The organism is Brevundimonas sp. GW460-12-10-14-LB2 (assembly GCF_001636925.1).
GTDB lineage: Bacteria > Pseudomonadota > Alphaproteobacteria > Caulobacterales > Caulobacteraceae > Brevundimonas > Brevundimonas vesicularis.
In genome coordinates this window covers 1,605,856-1,621,868 of record NZ_CP015511.1, presented here as the reverse complement: position 1 = coordinate 1,621,868, position 16,013 = coordinate 1,605,856, and the positions used below count along the sequence as shown (strand labels likewise).

The following is a 16,013-nucleotide window of genomic DNA, read 5'->3' as shown; positions in this document are numbered from 1 at the left end:
TCTGAATAATTTTCGCGGGTCAGCCCCGCAGAAGGAATCAAGATGAACCAGGAAGTCCTGAACATCTTCAACCCGGTCCCGGTCACCCCGACCTTCGACCAGATCAAGATCGCCCTGGCCTCGCCCGAGAAGATCCGTTCGTGGTCGTTCGGCGAGATCAAGAAGCCGGAAACCATCAACTACCGTACGTTCAAGCCCGAGCGTGACGGCCTGTTCTGCGCGCGTATCTTTGGCCCGACCAAGGACTACGAATGCCTGTGCGGCAAGTACAAGCGCATGAAGTACAAGGGCATCATCTGCGAGAAGTGCGGCGTCGAAGTCACCCTGGCTCGCGTTCGCCGCGAGCGCATGGGTCACATCGACCTGGCTGCGCCGGTCGCCCACATCTGGTTCCTGAAGTCGCTGCCCAGCCGCATCTCGCTGATGCTGGACATGGCGCTGAAGGACGTCGAGCGCGTCCTGTACTTCGAGAACTACATCGTCACCGAGCCGGGCCTGACCCCGCTGAAGCAGAACCAACTGCTGACGGAAGACGAGTTCTATCGCTACCAGGAAGAGTTCGGCGATGACGGCTTCACCGCCGAGATCGGCGCCGAGGCCGTCCGCAACCTGCTGATGGGCATCGACCTGAACGCGGAAGCTGAAAAGCACCGCGCCGAGCTGGCCGACAATCCGTCGGAAATGAAGGCCAAGAAGGCGTCCAAGCGCCTGAAGCTGATCGAGGCCTTCCTGGAATCGGGCAACAAGCCCGAGTGGATGATCCTGACGATCGTGCCGGTCATCCCGCCGGAACTGCGTCCGCTGGTGCCGCTGGACGGCGGTCGTTTCGCGACCTCCGACCTGAACGACCTGTATCGCCGTGTCATCAACCGCAACAACCGCCTGAAGCGCCTGATGGAGCTGCGCGCGCCGGACATCATCATCCGTAACGAAAAGCGGATGCTGCAGGAGTCTGTCGACGCCCTGTTCGACAACGGCCGTCGTGGTCGCGTGATCACGGGCGCAAACAAGCGTCCGCTGAAGTCGCTGGCCGACATGCTGAAGGGTAAGCAGGGTCGCTTCCGTCAGAACCTGCTGGGCAAGCGCGTCGACTATTCGGGCCGTTCGGTCATCACCGTGGGTCCGGAACTGAAGCTGCACGAGTGCGGCCTGCCCAAGAAGATGGCGCTGGAGCTGTTCAAGCCGTTCATCTATGCGCGCCTGGACGCCAAGGGCCTGTCGGGCACCGTCAAGCAATCCAAGCGCATGGTCGAGCGCGAGCAGCCCGCCGTCTGGGACATCCTGGACGAGGTCATCCGCGAGCACCCGGTTCTGCTGAACCGCGCGCCGACGCTTCACCGTCTGGGCATCCAGGCGTTCGAGCCCAAGCTGATCGAGGGCAAGGCCATCCGCCTGCACCCGCTGGTCTGCACCGCCTTCAACGCCGACTTCGACGGCGACCAGATGGCCGTTCACGTCCCGCTGAGCCTCGAGGCCCAGCTGGAAGCGCGCGTCCTGATGATGTCGACCAACAACATCCTGTCGCCCGCCAACGGCAAGCCGATCATCGTGCCGTCGCAGGACATCGTCTTGGGGCTGTACTATCTGTCGCTGGTCAAGGACGGCGAGCCGGGTGAAGGCAAGCTGTTCGCCAACATCGGCGAGATCGATGCGGCGCTGGACGCCAAGGTCGTCACCCTGCACACGCGCATCAAGGCGCGCTGGACGGAACAGGACGCCGAAGGCAATGAGGTGACCAAGGTCATCGACACGACGCCGGGTCGCATGAAGCTGGCGGCTCTGCTGCCGCGCAACCCGAACGTCGGCTATCGCCTGCTCGAGAAGAACCTGACCAAGAAGGAAATCGGCAATCTGATCGACGTGGTCTATCGCCACTGCGGTCAGAAGGCGACGGTCATCTTCGCCGACCAGATGATGGGCCTGGGCTTCCGCGAAGCCGCCAAGGCCGGCATTTCGTTCGGCAAGGACGACATCGTGATCCCGGCCAAGAAGGTCGAGCTGGTCGCCGAAACGCGCACCCAGGTCGAGGAGTACGAGCAACAGTACGCCGACGGCCTGATCACGCGCGGCGAGAAGTACAACAAGGTGGTGGACGCCTGGTCCAAGGCCACGGACCGGATCGCCGACGCCATGATGGGCGAGATCGCGCAACCGCGCGTGCTGATCGAGGGTGAAAACCCCGACATCAACTCGGTCTTCATGATGGCCAACTCCGGCGCCCGTGGTTCGCAGGCCCAGATGAAGCAACTGGGCGGCATGCGCGGCCTGATGGCCAAGCCGTCCGGCGAGATCATCGAGACGCCGATCACCTCGAACTTCAAGGAAGGCCTGACCGTCCTTGAATACTTCAACTCCACCCACGGCGCCCGTAAGGGTCTGGCCGACACCGCGCTGAAGACCGCCAACTCGGGTTACCTGACCCGCCGTCTGGTGGACGTGGCGCAGGACTCCATCGTCACCGAGCAGGATTGCGGCTCGACGCGCGGCATCACCCTGCGTGCGGTGATGGAAGGCGGCGACGTGCTGGTCTCGCTGGGTCAGCGCATCCTGGGTCGCTATGCGGCCGAGGACATCAAGGAGCCGGGCACCGATACCGTCCTGTTCCCCGCCGACACCTATCTGGTGGAAGAAGTCGCCGAGGCCGTCGAGGCCGCGGGCGTCCAGTCGGTCAAGGTCCGTTCGGCCCTGACCTGCGAGGCAGAAGCCGGCATCTGCGCCCACTGCTACGGCCGTGACCTGGCGCGCGGCACCAACGTCAACATCGGCGAAGCGGTCGGCGTCATCGCCGCCCAGTCGATCGGCGAGCCGGGCACCCAGCTGACGATGCGGACCTTCCACATCGGCGGTACGGCCCAGGTGGCGGAAACCTCCTTCATGGAGGCGACCAACGCCGGTACGGCCAAGGTCACCGGCCCGACCGTCGTCGCGGCCCACGGCGACCTAGTGGCCATGAGCCGCAACGTCATCGTGACCGTGGTCGTCGACGGCAAGGACCGCGAGACGCACAAGGCTCCTTACGGCGCCCGCATCCGCGTCAAGGACGGTGACGAGGTCAAGAAGAACCAACGCCTGGCGGAGTGGGACCCCTATACCACCCCGATCCTGACGGAAGTCGGCGGCGTCGTGCGCTTCGAGGACCTGGTCGAAGGCCTGTCGGTCAAGGAAGAAACCGACGAAGCGACGGGCATCGCCCAGCGCGTCGTCAGCGACTGGCGCGCCAGCCCGCGCGGTTCGGACCTGCGTCCGGCCATGGGCGTCACCCTGGGCGACGCCTACGCCAAGCTGTCGTCCGGTTCGGACGCCCGCTATCTGCTGCCCGTGGGCGCTGTTCTGTCCGTGTCGAACGGCGACGAGGTCAAGCCGGGCGAGATCATCGCTCGCGTTCCGACCGAAGGCGCCAAGACCCGCGACATCACCGGCGGTCTGCCGCGCGTCGCCGAACTGTTCGAAGCTCGCCGTCCGAAGGACTGCGCGGTCATCGCCGAGATGGATGGCCGCGTCGAATTCGGCCGCGACTACAAGAACAAGCGTCGCATCAAGATCACGCCCGAGCCCAACGCCGACGGCGTGCAGGGCGAACCGGTCGAGTTCCTGATCCCGAAGGGCAAGCACATCTCCGTCCACGACGGCGATCTGATCCAGAAGGGCGACTACATCATCGACGGCAACCCGGATCCGCACGATCTGCTGCGCATCCAAGGCGTCGAGGCGCTGGCCGAGTATCTGGTGAACGAAGTGCAGGAGGTCTATCGACTGCAGGGCGTGCCGATCAACGACAAGCACATCGAAGTCATCGTGCGTCAGATGCTGCAGAAGGTGGAAGTGCTGGATTCGGGTGAAACCACCCTGATCCGCGGCGACACCGTCGAAGTCGCAGAAGCCGTTCTGGAGAACGCCAAGGTCGAGAAGCGTGGCGGCCGTCTGGCCACCACCCAGCCCGTCCTGCTGGGCATCACCAAGGCGTCGCTGCAAACCCGCAGCTTCATCTCGGCGGCGTCCTTCCAGGAGACCACCCGCGTCCTCACCGACGCCTCGGTCCACGGCAAGAAGGACATGCTGGAAGGCCTGAAGGAAAACGTCATCGTCGGCCGCCTGATCCCGGCCGGCACCGGCGCCTACCTGCGCAGCCTGCAGAAGATCGCCAACGAGCGTGATGCAGAACTGACCTCGGCTCTGGAAGAGGCGATCGAGCCTCTGCCGGCCGATCTGCAACTGGAGCTGGAGAGCAGCGAGAGCTGATCTTTCGTTTCAAAAGCGAAGACATGAAGGGGGCGGCGCCGGCGACGGCGTCGCCCTTTTTCTATGACTTGACGCGTGCTCGGATTGCGGTGAACTGAGCCAAGGCTGTGTAGAGGGCCGCCATGACGAAGGCTGACAAGGTGTTGTGGGGCCTAACGGCCGTGATTTTGTCGCTCTTCGTTGTCGTTGAAGCCAAGACGATGATGCTCAATCTTGGCGCGGCCATGCATGACGCCTATTGCCAGGATCACTAAGGCTCAGTCTTCCCTACCTCCGATTTGAAGTCCTCCGACGCTTGCAGAAAAGCCCTGGCGGCGGCGTTCGCCTCGATTGATTGTCGTCTCTGCGCCTTGACGCATGTCAACGCCGGGAACGTCGGGCAATAGGGCGCCGGCGCAGCCTGCGCCGAAGTTCGAGCCGACGCAGTCCGCCGGACCCACCACGCCGACGCCGCCGGACAGAGGACGACGGCGCGCCTCCCATTCGGCCAGACGCCGCGCCCCCTCGCGAGCAAAGGCGGCGTCGCGCTCGGGGTTGCCCGTGCCGGTGATCGGAGCGGCGTTCATCCCGCGTCGCATGGCGTCCTCGCGGCAATGGGCGCGCTCGGCGGCGTTGAGCTGTTGCGGCGTGGTGCAGCCGATCAAGCCCTGACGCAGGACGCGTGACATGGCGCCGGCGCGGTCGTTCGGATTGACCGTCCAGGCACCCGGCGGCGCGGGCGCACCTTGGGGCGTGGGCGCGGCGATCCGCGGACGAATCGAGGTGGGGCGACTGTCCGGTGCGGACGCGACCCTGTCTGTGGGAGCGGCGTCGATGCCGCTAGCGTCACGCGATGCGGACATGGCGACGGGCTCGGGCGTCTGCATCGCAGGGCGGGGCCGCTCGTTCGGCAGCAGAGGGCGTGGGCTGATGTCGATATAGAGGGGGCGTGAATCGGGCGCGCTCGGCGGAGCGTCGATCCCCAGCGCGGTGAGAGACAGGGTGGCGATCAGCCCTGCGTTGATGGCGACCGAGGCTGTGGCCAAGGCGACCTTGCGCCAGTCCGGACGAGTTCGTCGCGGCCATGGGCCAGGGGAGGGCGCGGAGGCTGCGGTCATTCGCGACGCTTTCTGAGATTGGGCAGGAAGCCATCTCGCGAGGAGAAGAGTTCGACCTGAATGTTCACGCCCTCGCATCCTGCCATCGGATGTGGCGTTACGCACGGCGGATCTCCGCGCGGCGGTGCGGCGCGTTGAGCCTCCCAGGCCGCCAAGCGACGTGCGCCTTGCTGAGCGAAGGCCGCGTCGCGTTCTGTATCCCCCGTGCCTCGAATGGGACGGACCGCCGCATGACCGCTCCAGCGCTCTTCGCAGCGGCGGCGGTCGTCGGGCGCTAGGCGGTGCGGGGCGTTGCATGAAGGGGAAGATAGTCTCGGCCCCGCAAAGGCGCCGTCGACCCGCCAGCGGGGGTCGATCCCGACTTCCTCTTTCGCCTGGTTCATGGACGCGAGGGGGCGCGCCGACGTCGTCAGATCGCCTCTGTTGGGCGCATCCCCTTGCGATGCCTGCGCGCGTCGGGGCGCGGCTATGGCGTCCTCAGAGGACGTGACAGACGGAGTCCTCGGCGCGTGGACCAGGGCCGGCCAGGCCTCCTCAAGATAGACGATCATCGGCGCAGGCCGCAGCGACCGCGCGTGCAGCCCCGGATCCGTCATGGATAGAAGCACGACGGCGCCCGCATTCAGCCCGACGGCTGCGGCCTCAAAGGCCGCCTTGCGCCAGCCAAGACGGCGGGGCGCCTTTGTCGGCGTCATCGCCCCAGGTCCGATGTCAAGCGCAGCCATCCTCAGTTCATGCCGAACAGGGACCGCAGCCCGGGGTAGGCGCCGTCGCCCTCGCGGTAGTCGCGCCAACGTTTCTTGACGGCGGCTTCTTTTGCAAAGCCCGCCGTCCTTTCCTCATCGCCGGAGCGCAACATCGGCGGTGATGAATCAGCGGCTGCGCTCGCCAGCGCACGGCAAACGTGCCGGTCTTGCGTGGACCGTGCCATTTCGGGGCGGCAATCCGGTTCGCCATTGCGCGTCGCGTTCCCCGTCGGCCAGGCGGCGTCGGGTGATTGGCTTGGTCGGACCGTCCAGCGCGGGTCATAGGCGGGCGCGGCCGGACGATCCGATGTCGGCATCACGGTCGGCGCCGGTCTCGCAGGCACGGAGTCGCGCGAAGGGACTGACGCCCGACGCTGGTCCTCCGCTTGCGGCACAGCCGCCGACGCTTTGTGGGCCTTGGCCCTAATTATCACAGGCTCGATCTCGATGTAGAGCGGCGCTTGTCCCCAAATCCGACGCGGCGCCGGGCGGCGGTCCTCCAACGCGAGCAGCGTCAGCAGGCCTGCGTTCACCGCAAGCGAGAGCGCAATCGCCCCTGTTCTGGCCAGCCCCGCCATGACCCATCCCCGGTTGGTCGTCTCGTCAAGCTGAGCGCGAAGCGTGGCGGGTTTCAGGCGAAAGGTCGCTCTATTGAAGACCGCCAGACTTCATTAAAGCGGCTGCATTCTGGAGCGTTAACGTCTCCGCCTTGACCTTCGCGCCCATCGGGCGTAGAAGCCGCCCACTCTCGAGGCGTGGCCGGTTCGCCGGTCGCTGAGATCGTGACAATCGAACGGACGGGCTGTGCCCGCCGGAACGCCCAAAGCGCGCGTTCCGGTTTTTCTGTTTGGGTGGTCGCGCGCTCAGTCTCGATGACACCCGGGCGAGGGGATGGTCCCCCGTTCACAAGAAGGCGAGAGGCGCTTCGGTCGAAAGACACACGCCTCCATCAGAAGTCGAGACGAGTTTCGAATGCCTACGATCAACCAGCTGATCCGCAAGCCGCGCAAGCCCAAGCCCACCCGCAACAAGGTGCCGGCTCTGGAGGGTTCGCCCCAGCGTCGCGGCGTCTGCACCCGCGTTTACACCACGACCCCGAAGAAGCCGAACTCGGCTCTGCGTAAGGTCGCCAAGGTCCGTTTGGCCAAGAACGGCTATGAAGCCGTTTGCTACATCCCCGGCGAAGGCCACAACCTGCAAGAACACTCGGTTGTTCTGATCCGCGGCGGCCGCGTGAAGGACTTGCCCGGCGTTCGTTACCACATCCTGCGCGGCGTTCTGGATACCCAAGGCGTCAAGGACCGTAAGCAGCGTCGTTCGCACTACGGCGCCAAGCGTCCGAAGTAAGCCATTCTTCTCCGGGCCGTCGCGCCCGGAGGCCTTTTCGAGATCTTCCCGGCGCTGGTCGGGCACTGCAAGGAATACCCCATGTCGCGTCGTCACCGCGCCCAGAAACGTGAAGTTCTGCCGGATCCCAAGTTCGGGGACCTGATCGTCACCAAGTTCATGAACTACGTCATGTACGAAGGTAAGAAGGCCGTCGCCGAGAACATCGTGTACGGCGCCTTCGACATCCTGGCCGAGAAGAAGAAGGACCAGGAGCCGGTCGCGACCTTCCACGCCGCCCTGGACAACGTCTCCCCGTCGGTCGAAGTGCGCTCGCGTCGCGTCGGCGGCGCCACCTATCAGGTGCCCGTCGAAGTCCGCCCGGACCGTCGCCGCGCCCTGGCCATCCGCTGGCTGGTCAACGCTGCGCGCAAGCGTGGCGAGAACACCATGACCGAAAAGCTGGCCGCCGAACTGCTGGACGCCTCGAACAACCGCGGCACCGCGGTCAAGAAGCGCGAAGACACACACAAGATGGCCGAAGCCAACCGCGCCTTCAGCCACTATCGCTGGTAACGCCTTCAAAGCGTCATCTGCGCTGACTATCTAAGGGTTTCCGGCGCGGGCGGTTTAAGTTAAATCGCCCGCGCTCGCTTATCCGAACACCGACATCCTTCCGAGGGCGCACCTGAGCGTCCTGAAATTTTCAAGGCACGCTTTCATGGCCCGCACTCACAAGCTCGAGGACTACCGCAACTTCGGCATCATGGCCCACATCGACGCGGGCAAGACGACGACGACCGAGCGGATCCTGTATTACACCGGTAAATCCCACAAGATCGGCGAAGTCCACGACGGCGCTGCGACCATGGACTGGATGGACCAGGAGCAGGAGCGCGGCATCACCATCACGTCCGCCGCGACGACCGCCTTCTGGCAGGGCAAGCGCCTGAACATCATCGACACCCCCGGCCACGTGGACTTCACCATTGAAGTTGAGCGTTCCTTGCGCGTCCTCGACGGCGCCGTGACCGTGCTGGACGGCAACGCCGGCGTCGAGCCGCAGACGGAAACCGTCTGGCGCCAGGCCGACAAGTACAAGGTGCCGCGCATCGTCTACGTCAACAAGATGGACAAGATCGGCGCCGACTTCGACGCCTCGGTCGAGTCGATCCGCGACCGTCTGGGCGCCAAGGCCGTGCCGATCCAGTTCCCGATCGGCGCTGAATCTTCGCTGTCGGGTCTGGTCGACCTGGTCCGTATGACCGGCGTGGTCTGGGATAACGACGGCCTGGGCGCTTCCTACAAGGACGTGCCGATCCCCGACGACCTGATGGACAAGGCGATCGCTGCGCGTCAGTACCTGATCGACAACGCCGTCGAGCTGGACGACGAGGCGATGGAAGCCTACCTCGAGGGCAACGAGCCCGACGAAGCCACCATCAAGAAGTGCATCCGTAAGGCCGTTCTGACCGGCGCCTTCTATCCGATCCTGTGCGGCTCGGCCTTCAAGAACAAGGGCGTGCAGACGCTGCTGGACGCCGTCGTCGATTATCTGCCGTCGCCCCTGGACATCCCGCCGACGCCGGGCATCGACTTCAAGACCGAAGAGCCCGTCGTGCGTAAGGCTTCGGACGAAGAGCCCCTGTCGGTCCTGGCCTTCAAGATCATGGACGACCCCTTCGTCGGCTCGCTGACCTTCTGCCGCCTGTACTCGGGCAAGATGGAAACCGGTCAGTCGCTGCTGAACTCCAGCCGCGACAAGAAAGAGCGCGTCGGCCGGATGCTGCAGATGCACTCCAACAACCGTGAAGACGTCAAGGAAGCCTACGCCGGCGACATCGTCGCCCTGGCCGGCCTGAAGGAAACCCGCACGGGCGACACCCTGTGTGACCCGATCAAGTCGCCCGTCATCCTGGAGAAGATGGAGTTCCCGGCGCCGGTCATCGAGATCTCGGTCGAGCCCAAGACCAAGGGCGACCAGGAGAAGCTGGGCGTCGCCCTGGCCAAGCTGGCCTCGGAAGATCCCTCCTTCACCGTCTCGACCGACCACGAGTCGGGCCAGACGATCCTGAAGGGCATGGGCGAGCTGCACCTGGACATCAAGATCGACATCCTGAAGCGCACCTACAAGGTCGAGGCCAACATCGGCGCGCCGCAGGTCGCCTATCGTGAATCGCTGGGCCGCAAGGTCGACATCGACTACACGCATAAGAAGCAGACCGGCGGTACGGGCCAGTTCGCCCGCGTCATGATCACCTTCGAACCCGGCGAGCCGGGCTCGGGCTTCGTGTTCGAGAACTCGATCGTCGGCGGCGCGGTGCCGAAGGAATACATCCCCGGCGTCGAAAAGGGCCTGAACTCAGCCAAGGACAACGGTCTGCTGGCCGGCTTCCCGCTGATCGACTTCAAGGCGACGCTGACGGACGGCAAGTTCCACGACGTCGACTCCAGCGTGCTGGCGTTCGAAATCGCTGCGCGCGCCGCCTTCCGCGAACTGAAGGAGAAGGGTTCGCCCAAGCTGCTCGAGCCGATCATGGCGGTGGAAGTCGTAACCCCCGAGGAATACCTCGGCTCGGTTATCGGCGACCTGAACGGCCGTCGCGGCATGATCCAGGGTCAGGACATGCGCGGCAACGCCACCGTCGTGAACGCCTTCGTGCCGCTGGCCAACATGTTCGGCTATGTGAACACGCTGCGCGGCATGTCGCAGGGCCGCGCCCAGTTCACCATGCAATACGACCACTACGAGCCGGTGCCGCAACACGTCGCCGACGAAGTGATCAAGAAGTACGCCTAAGCTTTCCCTTTTCGGAAAGCCCGCCTATATGCGCCCGGACCGTAAGGACCGGGCGTCCTTAACCCCCAAACTGCAGGAACCCCGGTTCGGGGACCTTAGGAGCTAGAAAATGGCCAAGGAAAAGTTCGAACGGACGAAGCCGCACTGCAACATCGGCACGATTGGTCACGTTGACCACGGCAAGACGACGTTGACGGCTGCGATCACGATGACGCTGGCGAAGGCCGGCGGCGCGAAGGCGATGAACTACGCCGACATCGACGCTGCGCCGGAAGAGAAGGCGCGCGGCATCACGATCAACACCGCGCACGTGGAATATGAGACGGCCAACCGTCACTACGCCCACGTCGACTGCCCCGGCCACGCCGACTATGTGAAGAACATGATCACCGGCGCCGCGCAGATGGACGGCGCGATCCTGGTGGTGTCGGCCGCTGACGGCCCGATGCCGCAGACCCGCGAGCACATCCTGCTGGCTCGTCAGGTCGGCGTGCCGGCCCTGGTGGTCTTCATGAACAAGGTCGACCTGGTCGACGACGAAGAGCTGCTCGAGCTGGTCGAGATGGAAGTGCGCGAGCTGCTGAGCTCGTACCAGTTCCCCGGCGACGACATTCCGATCACCAAGGGTTCGGCCAAGGCCGCGACCGACGGCGTGAACCCGGAAATCGGCGAACAGCGCGTTCTGGCCCTGATGGAAACCGTCGACGCCTACATCCCGCAGCCGGAGCGTCCGGTCGACCTGCCATTCCTGATGCCGGTCGAAGACGTGTTCTCGATCTCGGGCCGCGGCACCGTGGTCACGGGCCGCGTCGAGAAGGGCATCGTCAAGGTCGGTGAGGAAGTCGAGATCGTCGGCATCCGTCCGGTCCAGAAGACGACCTGCACGGGCGTGGAAATGTTCCGCAAGCTGCTGGACCAAGGTCAAGCGGGCGACAACGTCGGCGTGCTGCTGCGCGGCACCAAGCGTGAAGACGTCGAGCGCGGCCAAGTGCTGTGCAAGCCGGGCTCCATCACCCCGCACACCAAGTTCCTGGCCGAAGCCTACATCCTGACCAAGGAAGAAGGCGGTCGTCACACCCCATTCTTCACGAACTATCGCCCGCAGTTCTACTTCCGCACGACGGACGTGACCGGCATCGTTCACCTGAAGGAAGGCGTCGAGATGATCATGCCGGGCGACAACGCCGAGCTGAACGTCGAGCTGATCACCCCGATCGCGATGGACCAGGGCCTGCGCTTCGCCATTCGTGAAGGCGGCCGCACCGTCGGCGCCGGCGTCGTGGCCAAGATCGTCGAGTAAGAAGACCGGCCTCAAGTCGCGCGCCTCGGCGAGGCGCGCATAGGCCGAAAGACACAGTAGCGTAACAGAGCGGCCCCCGGAGCAATCCAGGGGCCGTTTTGCTGTGAGGGCTATCCGCAGATCGCCAGAGGCGCTCGTAGGAGATCCCAGTTTGATAGGGTTGCGCCGCCGGCTAGGGCCTCTGGGCTCCCTAGCGCGGTCCGACCTGAAATGCGGGGCATTCCCGAAGGACGAGTCCGGGGCGGACGGCCTAGTTTTCGGCGTTGACCAGGTTGCGCACGCGAGGCGGGACCGGCGGTGTGGGCGCTGCGCGGACGATGCGAATAGAACTGCTGCGGCAGGCCTGGGGCGAAAGGCGGCCGGGCAGGCGGGTCGAGCCGTCGCCGCAGGCCTCGCTGATCTGGTCCTGCGTCAGGCCGCGCGCGCCCGACAGGTCCACGCCGCGAATATCGGTCCGACGCAGCGAGGCGTTGGAGAAGTCGGCGCGCGAGAAGCTGCCGCCGGTCAATCGCGCCCCATCCAAGCTGGCGTTCGAAAAGTCCGCGTTGGAGAAATCGCCGCCCGAAAGGTTCGAGGCCGTGACCTCAGCGCTGGCGAAGTTGGCGCCGGACGCCCGGACATTGGCCAGGGTGGCCGCGAACAGCTCCGAGTTGGAGAAGTTGGTTCCGGCCAGGGTGGCGCCGGTGAAGTTGACGCCGTGCATCTCGCTGCCCGAAAGATTGGCGCGGGTCAGGTTGGCGCGAACGAAGGACGATCCTTGCGCCTCGGCGCCGTTGATTTGCGCCCCGGTGAAGTTGGCGGAGGTGAAGTTGGCGCCGACGATCTCGACCCCGCCCATGTTGGCGCGACTGAAATCGCTGCCGGTAAAGTTGGAGCCCATCATCTCGGCGCCGCGCAGATTGGCGCCGACAAGGGTGGCGTTCATGAAGCTGGCGCCGGTGAAGGTGGCGCCCGACAGATTGCGGCCGGACAGTTCGCAGCGATTGCACGATCCGCCCAGCGACACCGAACGGGCCACGTCGCGGTCCTGCATCGACATCTCGACCCCGGCGAAGGCTGGGGAGGCGGCGAGCGCCAGTCCCAGCGTCAGCAGGGCCAATGTGGGGCGGACCCGGATATGTTCAGCGATCTGTTTCACGCACTCTGAATGCCTCGAAACCCCCGCCGCACCTACTTAAATCGAGGTAACTTCATGAAATCGAGGCAAGGTCGGCGCCGCTCAGCAGGCCGGAATGCGCAAGCCCCGAGGCAGGACGGTGGAGCCGTCGCCGCAGGCCCGGTTCAGTTGGGCCTGGGTCAGGCCGGTGGCTCGCGCCAGCTGAGCGCCCGACAGATTGGTCCCCGACAGGGTCGCGCCGGCGAAGCTTGCGCCCTCCAGGTAGGCGCCGACGAAGCTGGCGTTGGTCAGGTTGGCGCGCGAGAAGTTGGAGCCGGAGAAGACGCCGCCATAGGCCTCGACGTCGCGCATGTCGGTGTTGGAGAACCGCGTGCGGTTCATCACGCTGAGGCTCAGGTCCGCCTGACGCAGGCGGGCGCCTGCCAAGTTCAAGCCCCGCGCCTCCAGCCCCGAAAAGTCGCCCTGAAAAAGATTGCAACCGGCGCAGGAGGCGCCGCGCCGCACGCTGGCGATCTGACCCGCGTTCTGGGCCAGCGCAGGCGCGGCGACGGCCAGCAGGGCGGCGATCAGGCCGAGGGAAAGTGTGCGTTTCATGGACCGGGCTCCGACGTTTGATCGTCTGTCAGCAAACCCTAGGCCATAACCCTTAACCTAGCCCTGATCGCCGCCTTTCAGCGCAGGGGCCGCCCCGCAGGTGTCGCACACCCAGGCCGCGCCGCGTTGCTGCAGGCTGAAATCGCCGCAGGCGGGGCAGGCGACGGCCTCGCTGTTGGTGGCGGCGCGGGCTTCCGGCTCGCCCTTCTTGCCGAAGGGCAGGACGACCAGATTGTCGGGCGCGGAACCGCGCGCGAATCCCTTGGAGATGAAACGGGCGGCGGGCACGGCTGTATGGGCGTCGGGCTTTCCGTCGCCCAGATCGTCGGGGTTCTGCGCTTCCGTCTCGGCGTTGGCGAGTTCGTGCCGGTCCAGGTAGGAGACGCCCAGTTCGCGGAAGATGTAGTCCAGGATCGAGGTCGCCGACTTGATGGAGTCGTTGCCGGTGACGCGCCCGGCCGGCTCGAACCGGGTAAAGACGAAGGCGTCCACGAACTCGTCCAGCGGCACGCCGTATTGCAGGCCGATCGAGATGGCGATGGCGAAGTTATTCATCAGGCTGCGGAAGGCGGCGCCTTCCTTGTGCATGTCGATGAAGATCTCCCCCAGCTCGCCGTCTTCGTACTCGCCGGTGTGGATATAAACCTTATGGCCCCCGACGGCGGCCTTCTGGATATAGCCCTTGCGCCGGTCGGGCAGCTTGCGGCGCGCGCGTTCGCGCTCGACGACGCGTTTGACGACCCGTTCCGTCGGAGCCGGGCGAGGCGCTTCGCGGACAGGCTCTGAGCGGCCAAGCTCGGGGCGGGCGGCATCGAGCGACGGCAGGGACAGCAGCGGGCCTGCTGGCGGCGCGGCGCGCGCCAGGCGAAGGGCGCGTCGGCCGTCCAGCGCGCCTTGGCTCAACAGGCGCGCAGCCTGGGTGGAGGTCGTGCGCCAGTCCATCGGTTCGATCGCGAGGTCCGGCATGTCGCTGAACGGTTCGACGGCGCGCCGCAGGTCCGCCGCCGCCGCCGCCGGATCGGCCAGCAGAGCGGCGACGGACGCCGGCGCCTCGGGCCAGTCGCTCAGATCGCCATGACCGAAGACCCAGCGCGTCGCCGCCGTCTCCGCCTCTTCGGACACGCCCAGCAGGGTCAGCAGCAGACCATCGCCGTCATCGACGCCCAAGACGTCGCGGATGAAGCCGGGGTCCAGGACGGGGGCGGCGAAGACCGTGTCGAAATCCTCGGCCCAGCCCAGGGCGGTCTCGATGGCGGCCAGTTCGATGTCGGTGAAGCCCAGGGCGCGCAAGGCTGTGTGATCGATGCCTGGCGCCTCGACCAGGGTGCGACGACCGAACGTCCACCGTTCCGCCGCCTGGACATCGCCGCCGGCGGCAGAGATGGCCACGGCAAGCGCGGGGTGCAGCCGGCGACCGATCTCGCCGTCGGCCGTCTGGAACACATTGATCGCCGCGACGCGACCCAGGCCCAGCCGCAGCCGCGCCTCCGCATCGTCGACGAAGAGGCCGATGGCCGAATGGCGACGCGGCTTCTCCGGGTCTTCCCAATCGGGGCAGGGGCCGCGCAGGCTCGCCAGTTCGGCCGAGCTCATCGCCGCCGTCGCCTCGACCAGTTCCGCGAACGTCCGCGCCTGAGACGTGCGGTCGTCGCTGGCCGCCAGCGCGTCCAGCAGGCCGTCCAGTCCCAGCGCGATGGGACCGGGCCGCGCGTACTGAAGGTCTAGCGCCACGGTCAGCAGGCGTGTCAGATCCGCCAGATTGGTCGCCATGTCTCCGTCGAGCCCCAAGACGGCGCCTAGGTCGATCAAAGCCCGCGCGGTCTGCGCCGTCGCGGCCTCCGCGTCGCGCGGGTCGAAGGCGACGATCAGACCGCCGTCCAGCGCCGCCTCGGCCGCCAACAGGGTCTCGGGCGCGCCCGCCGCGATCTGGGTCCGGTCCGCCAGGGCGACCAGAGGCGCGCCTTCGACTATCGGCTCCAAGGCCATTGCGGGTCGTTCACCGTCGATGGCTCTCAGGATATCGGCGTCGCTGGCGCCGCACCGCCGCGCCAGGGCCGCCGCCCGGCCCAGGGCCGGATTGCGCGAAGGGTCGCCGCAGTCGCCGCGCGGGCCTTCGCAGCGATCGACCGCATCGGCCACGCCCGCCAGCGCCTCGGCCAAGGCGTCGGCCGCCTGGGCGCCCAGACGCGCGGCCGCGCGCCGTCCGGCGTGCCCCTTCAATCGCGCCGCCGCGCCGGGGTCGTTCAGATCGACGACTCCCGTGGCCGCCGGACCAGACGCCGCCGGCGCCGCCAGTCCCAGCCTGAAGGCGCCCGACAGCTCCTCGACGAACGCGGCGGCCTCGGCCCGGTCGAACACGCCCTCGGTCACGCCCGTCGCCGCCAGCCGCTCGGCCCAGGCGTCGACGTTCAGCCAGTCGCCGGAACGGGGCGTTGCGAACCCTTCCGCCTCGACCCAATCCAGCCACGCCTCGATCCGGACGTCGGACCAGCCGGCGGGGGCCAGGACCTGCTGCACGCCAGCGGGGCGCTCGATGGCGCGGGTCTCCATCGCGACTCGTTCGGCGCGAGCGGCGAAGCCGGATTGAAAGCGCATGGCGGCGTCTCTCCGAAAGGTTCGAGCGAGCCTAGGATGCGCACGCGGCTTAGCCAATACATCTGGTGTCGCTGGGCAGGTTTGCCCACAAGATATCGATTCACCGCCAGGCGCTTGAACGCTGGACGAAGAGGGCGCGGGTTTCTATGATCCGAACCAGACGCCGCCTCCCTTTCCGGCGACCCCTTACGGTTGGATT

Annotated in this window: 11 protein-coding genes; 6 read left to right on the top strand and 5 right to left on the bottom strand. The window is 66.1% G+C overall.

Features of this window, described 5'->3' with window-relative positions:
- Nucleotides 1–42 precede the first annotated feature (42 nt).
- Nucleotides 43–4,239 (top strand): DNA-directed RNA polymerase subunit beta', encoded by a 4,197-nt coding sequence (gene rpoC / locus A4249_RS08080; RefSeq protein ID WP_055754901.1) that lies wholly within the window; start codon nucleotides 43–45, stop codon nucleotides 4,237–4,239.
- Between the two features lie 122 nt (nucleotides 4,240–4,361).
- The gene (locus tag A4249_RS17040; protein WP_255353850.1) at nucleotides 4,362–4,493 is read left to right on the top strand and encodes a hypothetical protein; all 132 of its coding nucleotides are present in this window, start codon (nucleotides 4,362–4,364) and stop codon (nucleotides 4,491–4,493) included.
- A gap of 3 nt (nucleotides 4,494–4,496) precedes the next feature.
- Here the strand turns inward: A4249_RS17040 and A4249_RS08075 are convergent, their stop codons facing one another.
- Together A4249_RS08075 and A4249_RS16610 are read right to left on the bottom strand one after the other, a co-directional pair.
- The gene (locus tag A4249_RS08075) at nucleotides 4,497–5,336 is read right to left on the bottom strand and encodes a hypothetical protein (protein ID WP_156494675.1); all 840 of its coding nucleotides are present in this window, start codon (nucleotides 5,334–5,336) and stop codon (nucleotides 4,497–4,499) included.
- A gap of 727 nt (nucleotides 5,337–6,063) precedes the next feature.
- The gene (locus A4249_RS16610) at nucleotides 6,064–6,660 is read right to left on the bottom strand and encodes a hypothetical protein (protein ID WP_156494674.1); all 597 of its coding nucleotides are present in this window, start codon (nucleotides 6,658–6,660) and stop codon (nucleotides 6,064–6,066) included.
- A 394-nt stretch (nucleotides 6,661–7,054) separates the two neighbouring features.
- On the opposite strand from A4249_RS16610, the gene rpsL reads away from it, so the two are divergent.
- The 4 genes from rpsL to tuf all read left to right on the top strand — a co-directional run bounded on the left by rpsL (nucleotide 7,055) and on the right by tuf (nucleotide 11,508).
- On the top strand, nucleotides 7,055–7,429 hold the full coding sequence (gene rpsL / locus A4249_RS08065) for a 30S ribosomal protein S12 (protein ID WP_008260482.1): 375 nt from the start codon (nucleotides 7,055–7,057) through the stop codon (nucleotides 7,427–7,429).
- A gap of 81 nt (nucleotides 7,430–7,510) precedes the next feature.
- The gene (gene rpsG, locus A4249_RS08060) at nucleotides 7,511–7,984 is read left to right on the top strand and encodes a 30S ribosomal protein S7 (RefSeq protein ID WP_055754905.1); all 474 of its coding nucleotides are present in this window, start codon (nucleotides 7,511–7,513) and stop codon (nucleotides 7,982–7,984) included.
- A 145-nt stretch (nucleotides 7,985–8,129) separates the two neighbouring features.
- The gene (gene fusA, locus A4249_RS08055; protein WP_066551885.1) at nucleotides 8,130–10,208 is read left to right on the top strand and encodes an elongation factor G; all 2,079 of its coding nucleotides are present in this window, start codon (nucleotides 8,130–8,132) and stop codon (nucleotides 10,206–10,208) included.
- A gap of 109 nt (nucleotides 10,209–10,317) precedes the next feature.
- The gene (gene tuf / locus A4249_RS08050; RefSeq protein WP_055753383.1) at nucleotides 10,318–11,508 is read left to right on the top strand and encodes an elongation factor Tu; all 1,191 of its coding nucleotides are present in this window, start codon (nucleotides 10,318–10,320) and stop codon (nucleotides 11,506–11,508) included.
- Nucleotides 11,509–11,758: 250 nt separating this feature from the next.
- Here tuf and A4249_RS08045 read toward each other — a convergent pair whose 3' ends face one another.
- The 3 genes from A4249_RS08045 to A4249_RS08035 all read right to left on the bottom strand — a co-directional run bounded on the left by A4249_RS08045 (nucleotide 11,759) and on the right by A4249_RS08035 (nucleotide 15,814).
- The gene (locus tag A4249_RS08045; RefSeq protein WP_066551884.1) at nucleotides 11,759–12,646 is read right to left on the bottom strand and encodes a pentapeptide repeat-containing protein; all 888 of its coding nucleotides are present in this window, start codon (nucleotides 12,644–12,646) and stop codon (nucleotides 11,759–11,761) included.
- A gap of 81 nt (nucleotides 12,647–12,727) precedes the next feature.
- On the bottom strand, nucleotides 12,728–13,219 hold the full coding sequence (locus A4249_RS08040; RefSeq protein WP_066551883.1) for a pentapeptide repeat-containing protein: 492 nt from the start codon (nucleotides 13,217–13,219) through the stop codon (nucleotides 12,728–12,730).
- Nucleotides 13,220–13,276: 57 nt separating this feature from the next.
- Nucleotides 13,277–15,814, bottom strand: a complete 2,538-nt coding sequence (locus A4249_RS08035; protein ID WP_066551882.1) for a TSCPD domain-containing protein — start codon at nucleotides 15,812–15,814, stop codon at nucleotides 13,277–13,279.
- Nucleotides 15,815–16,013: the final 199 nt, after the last annotated feature.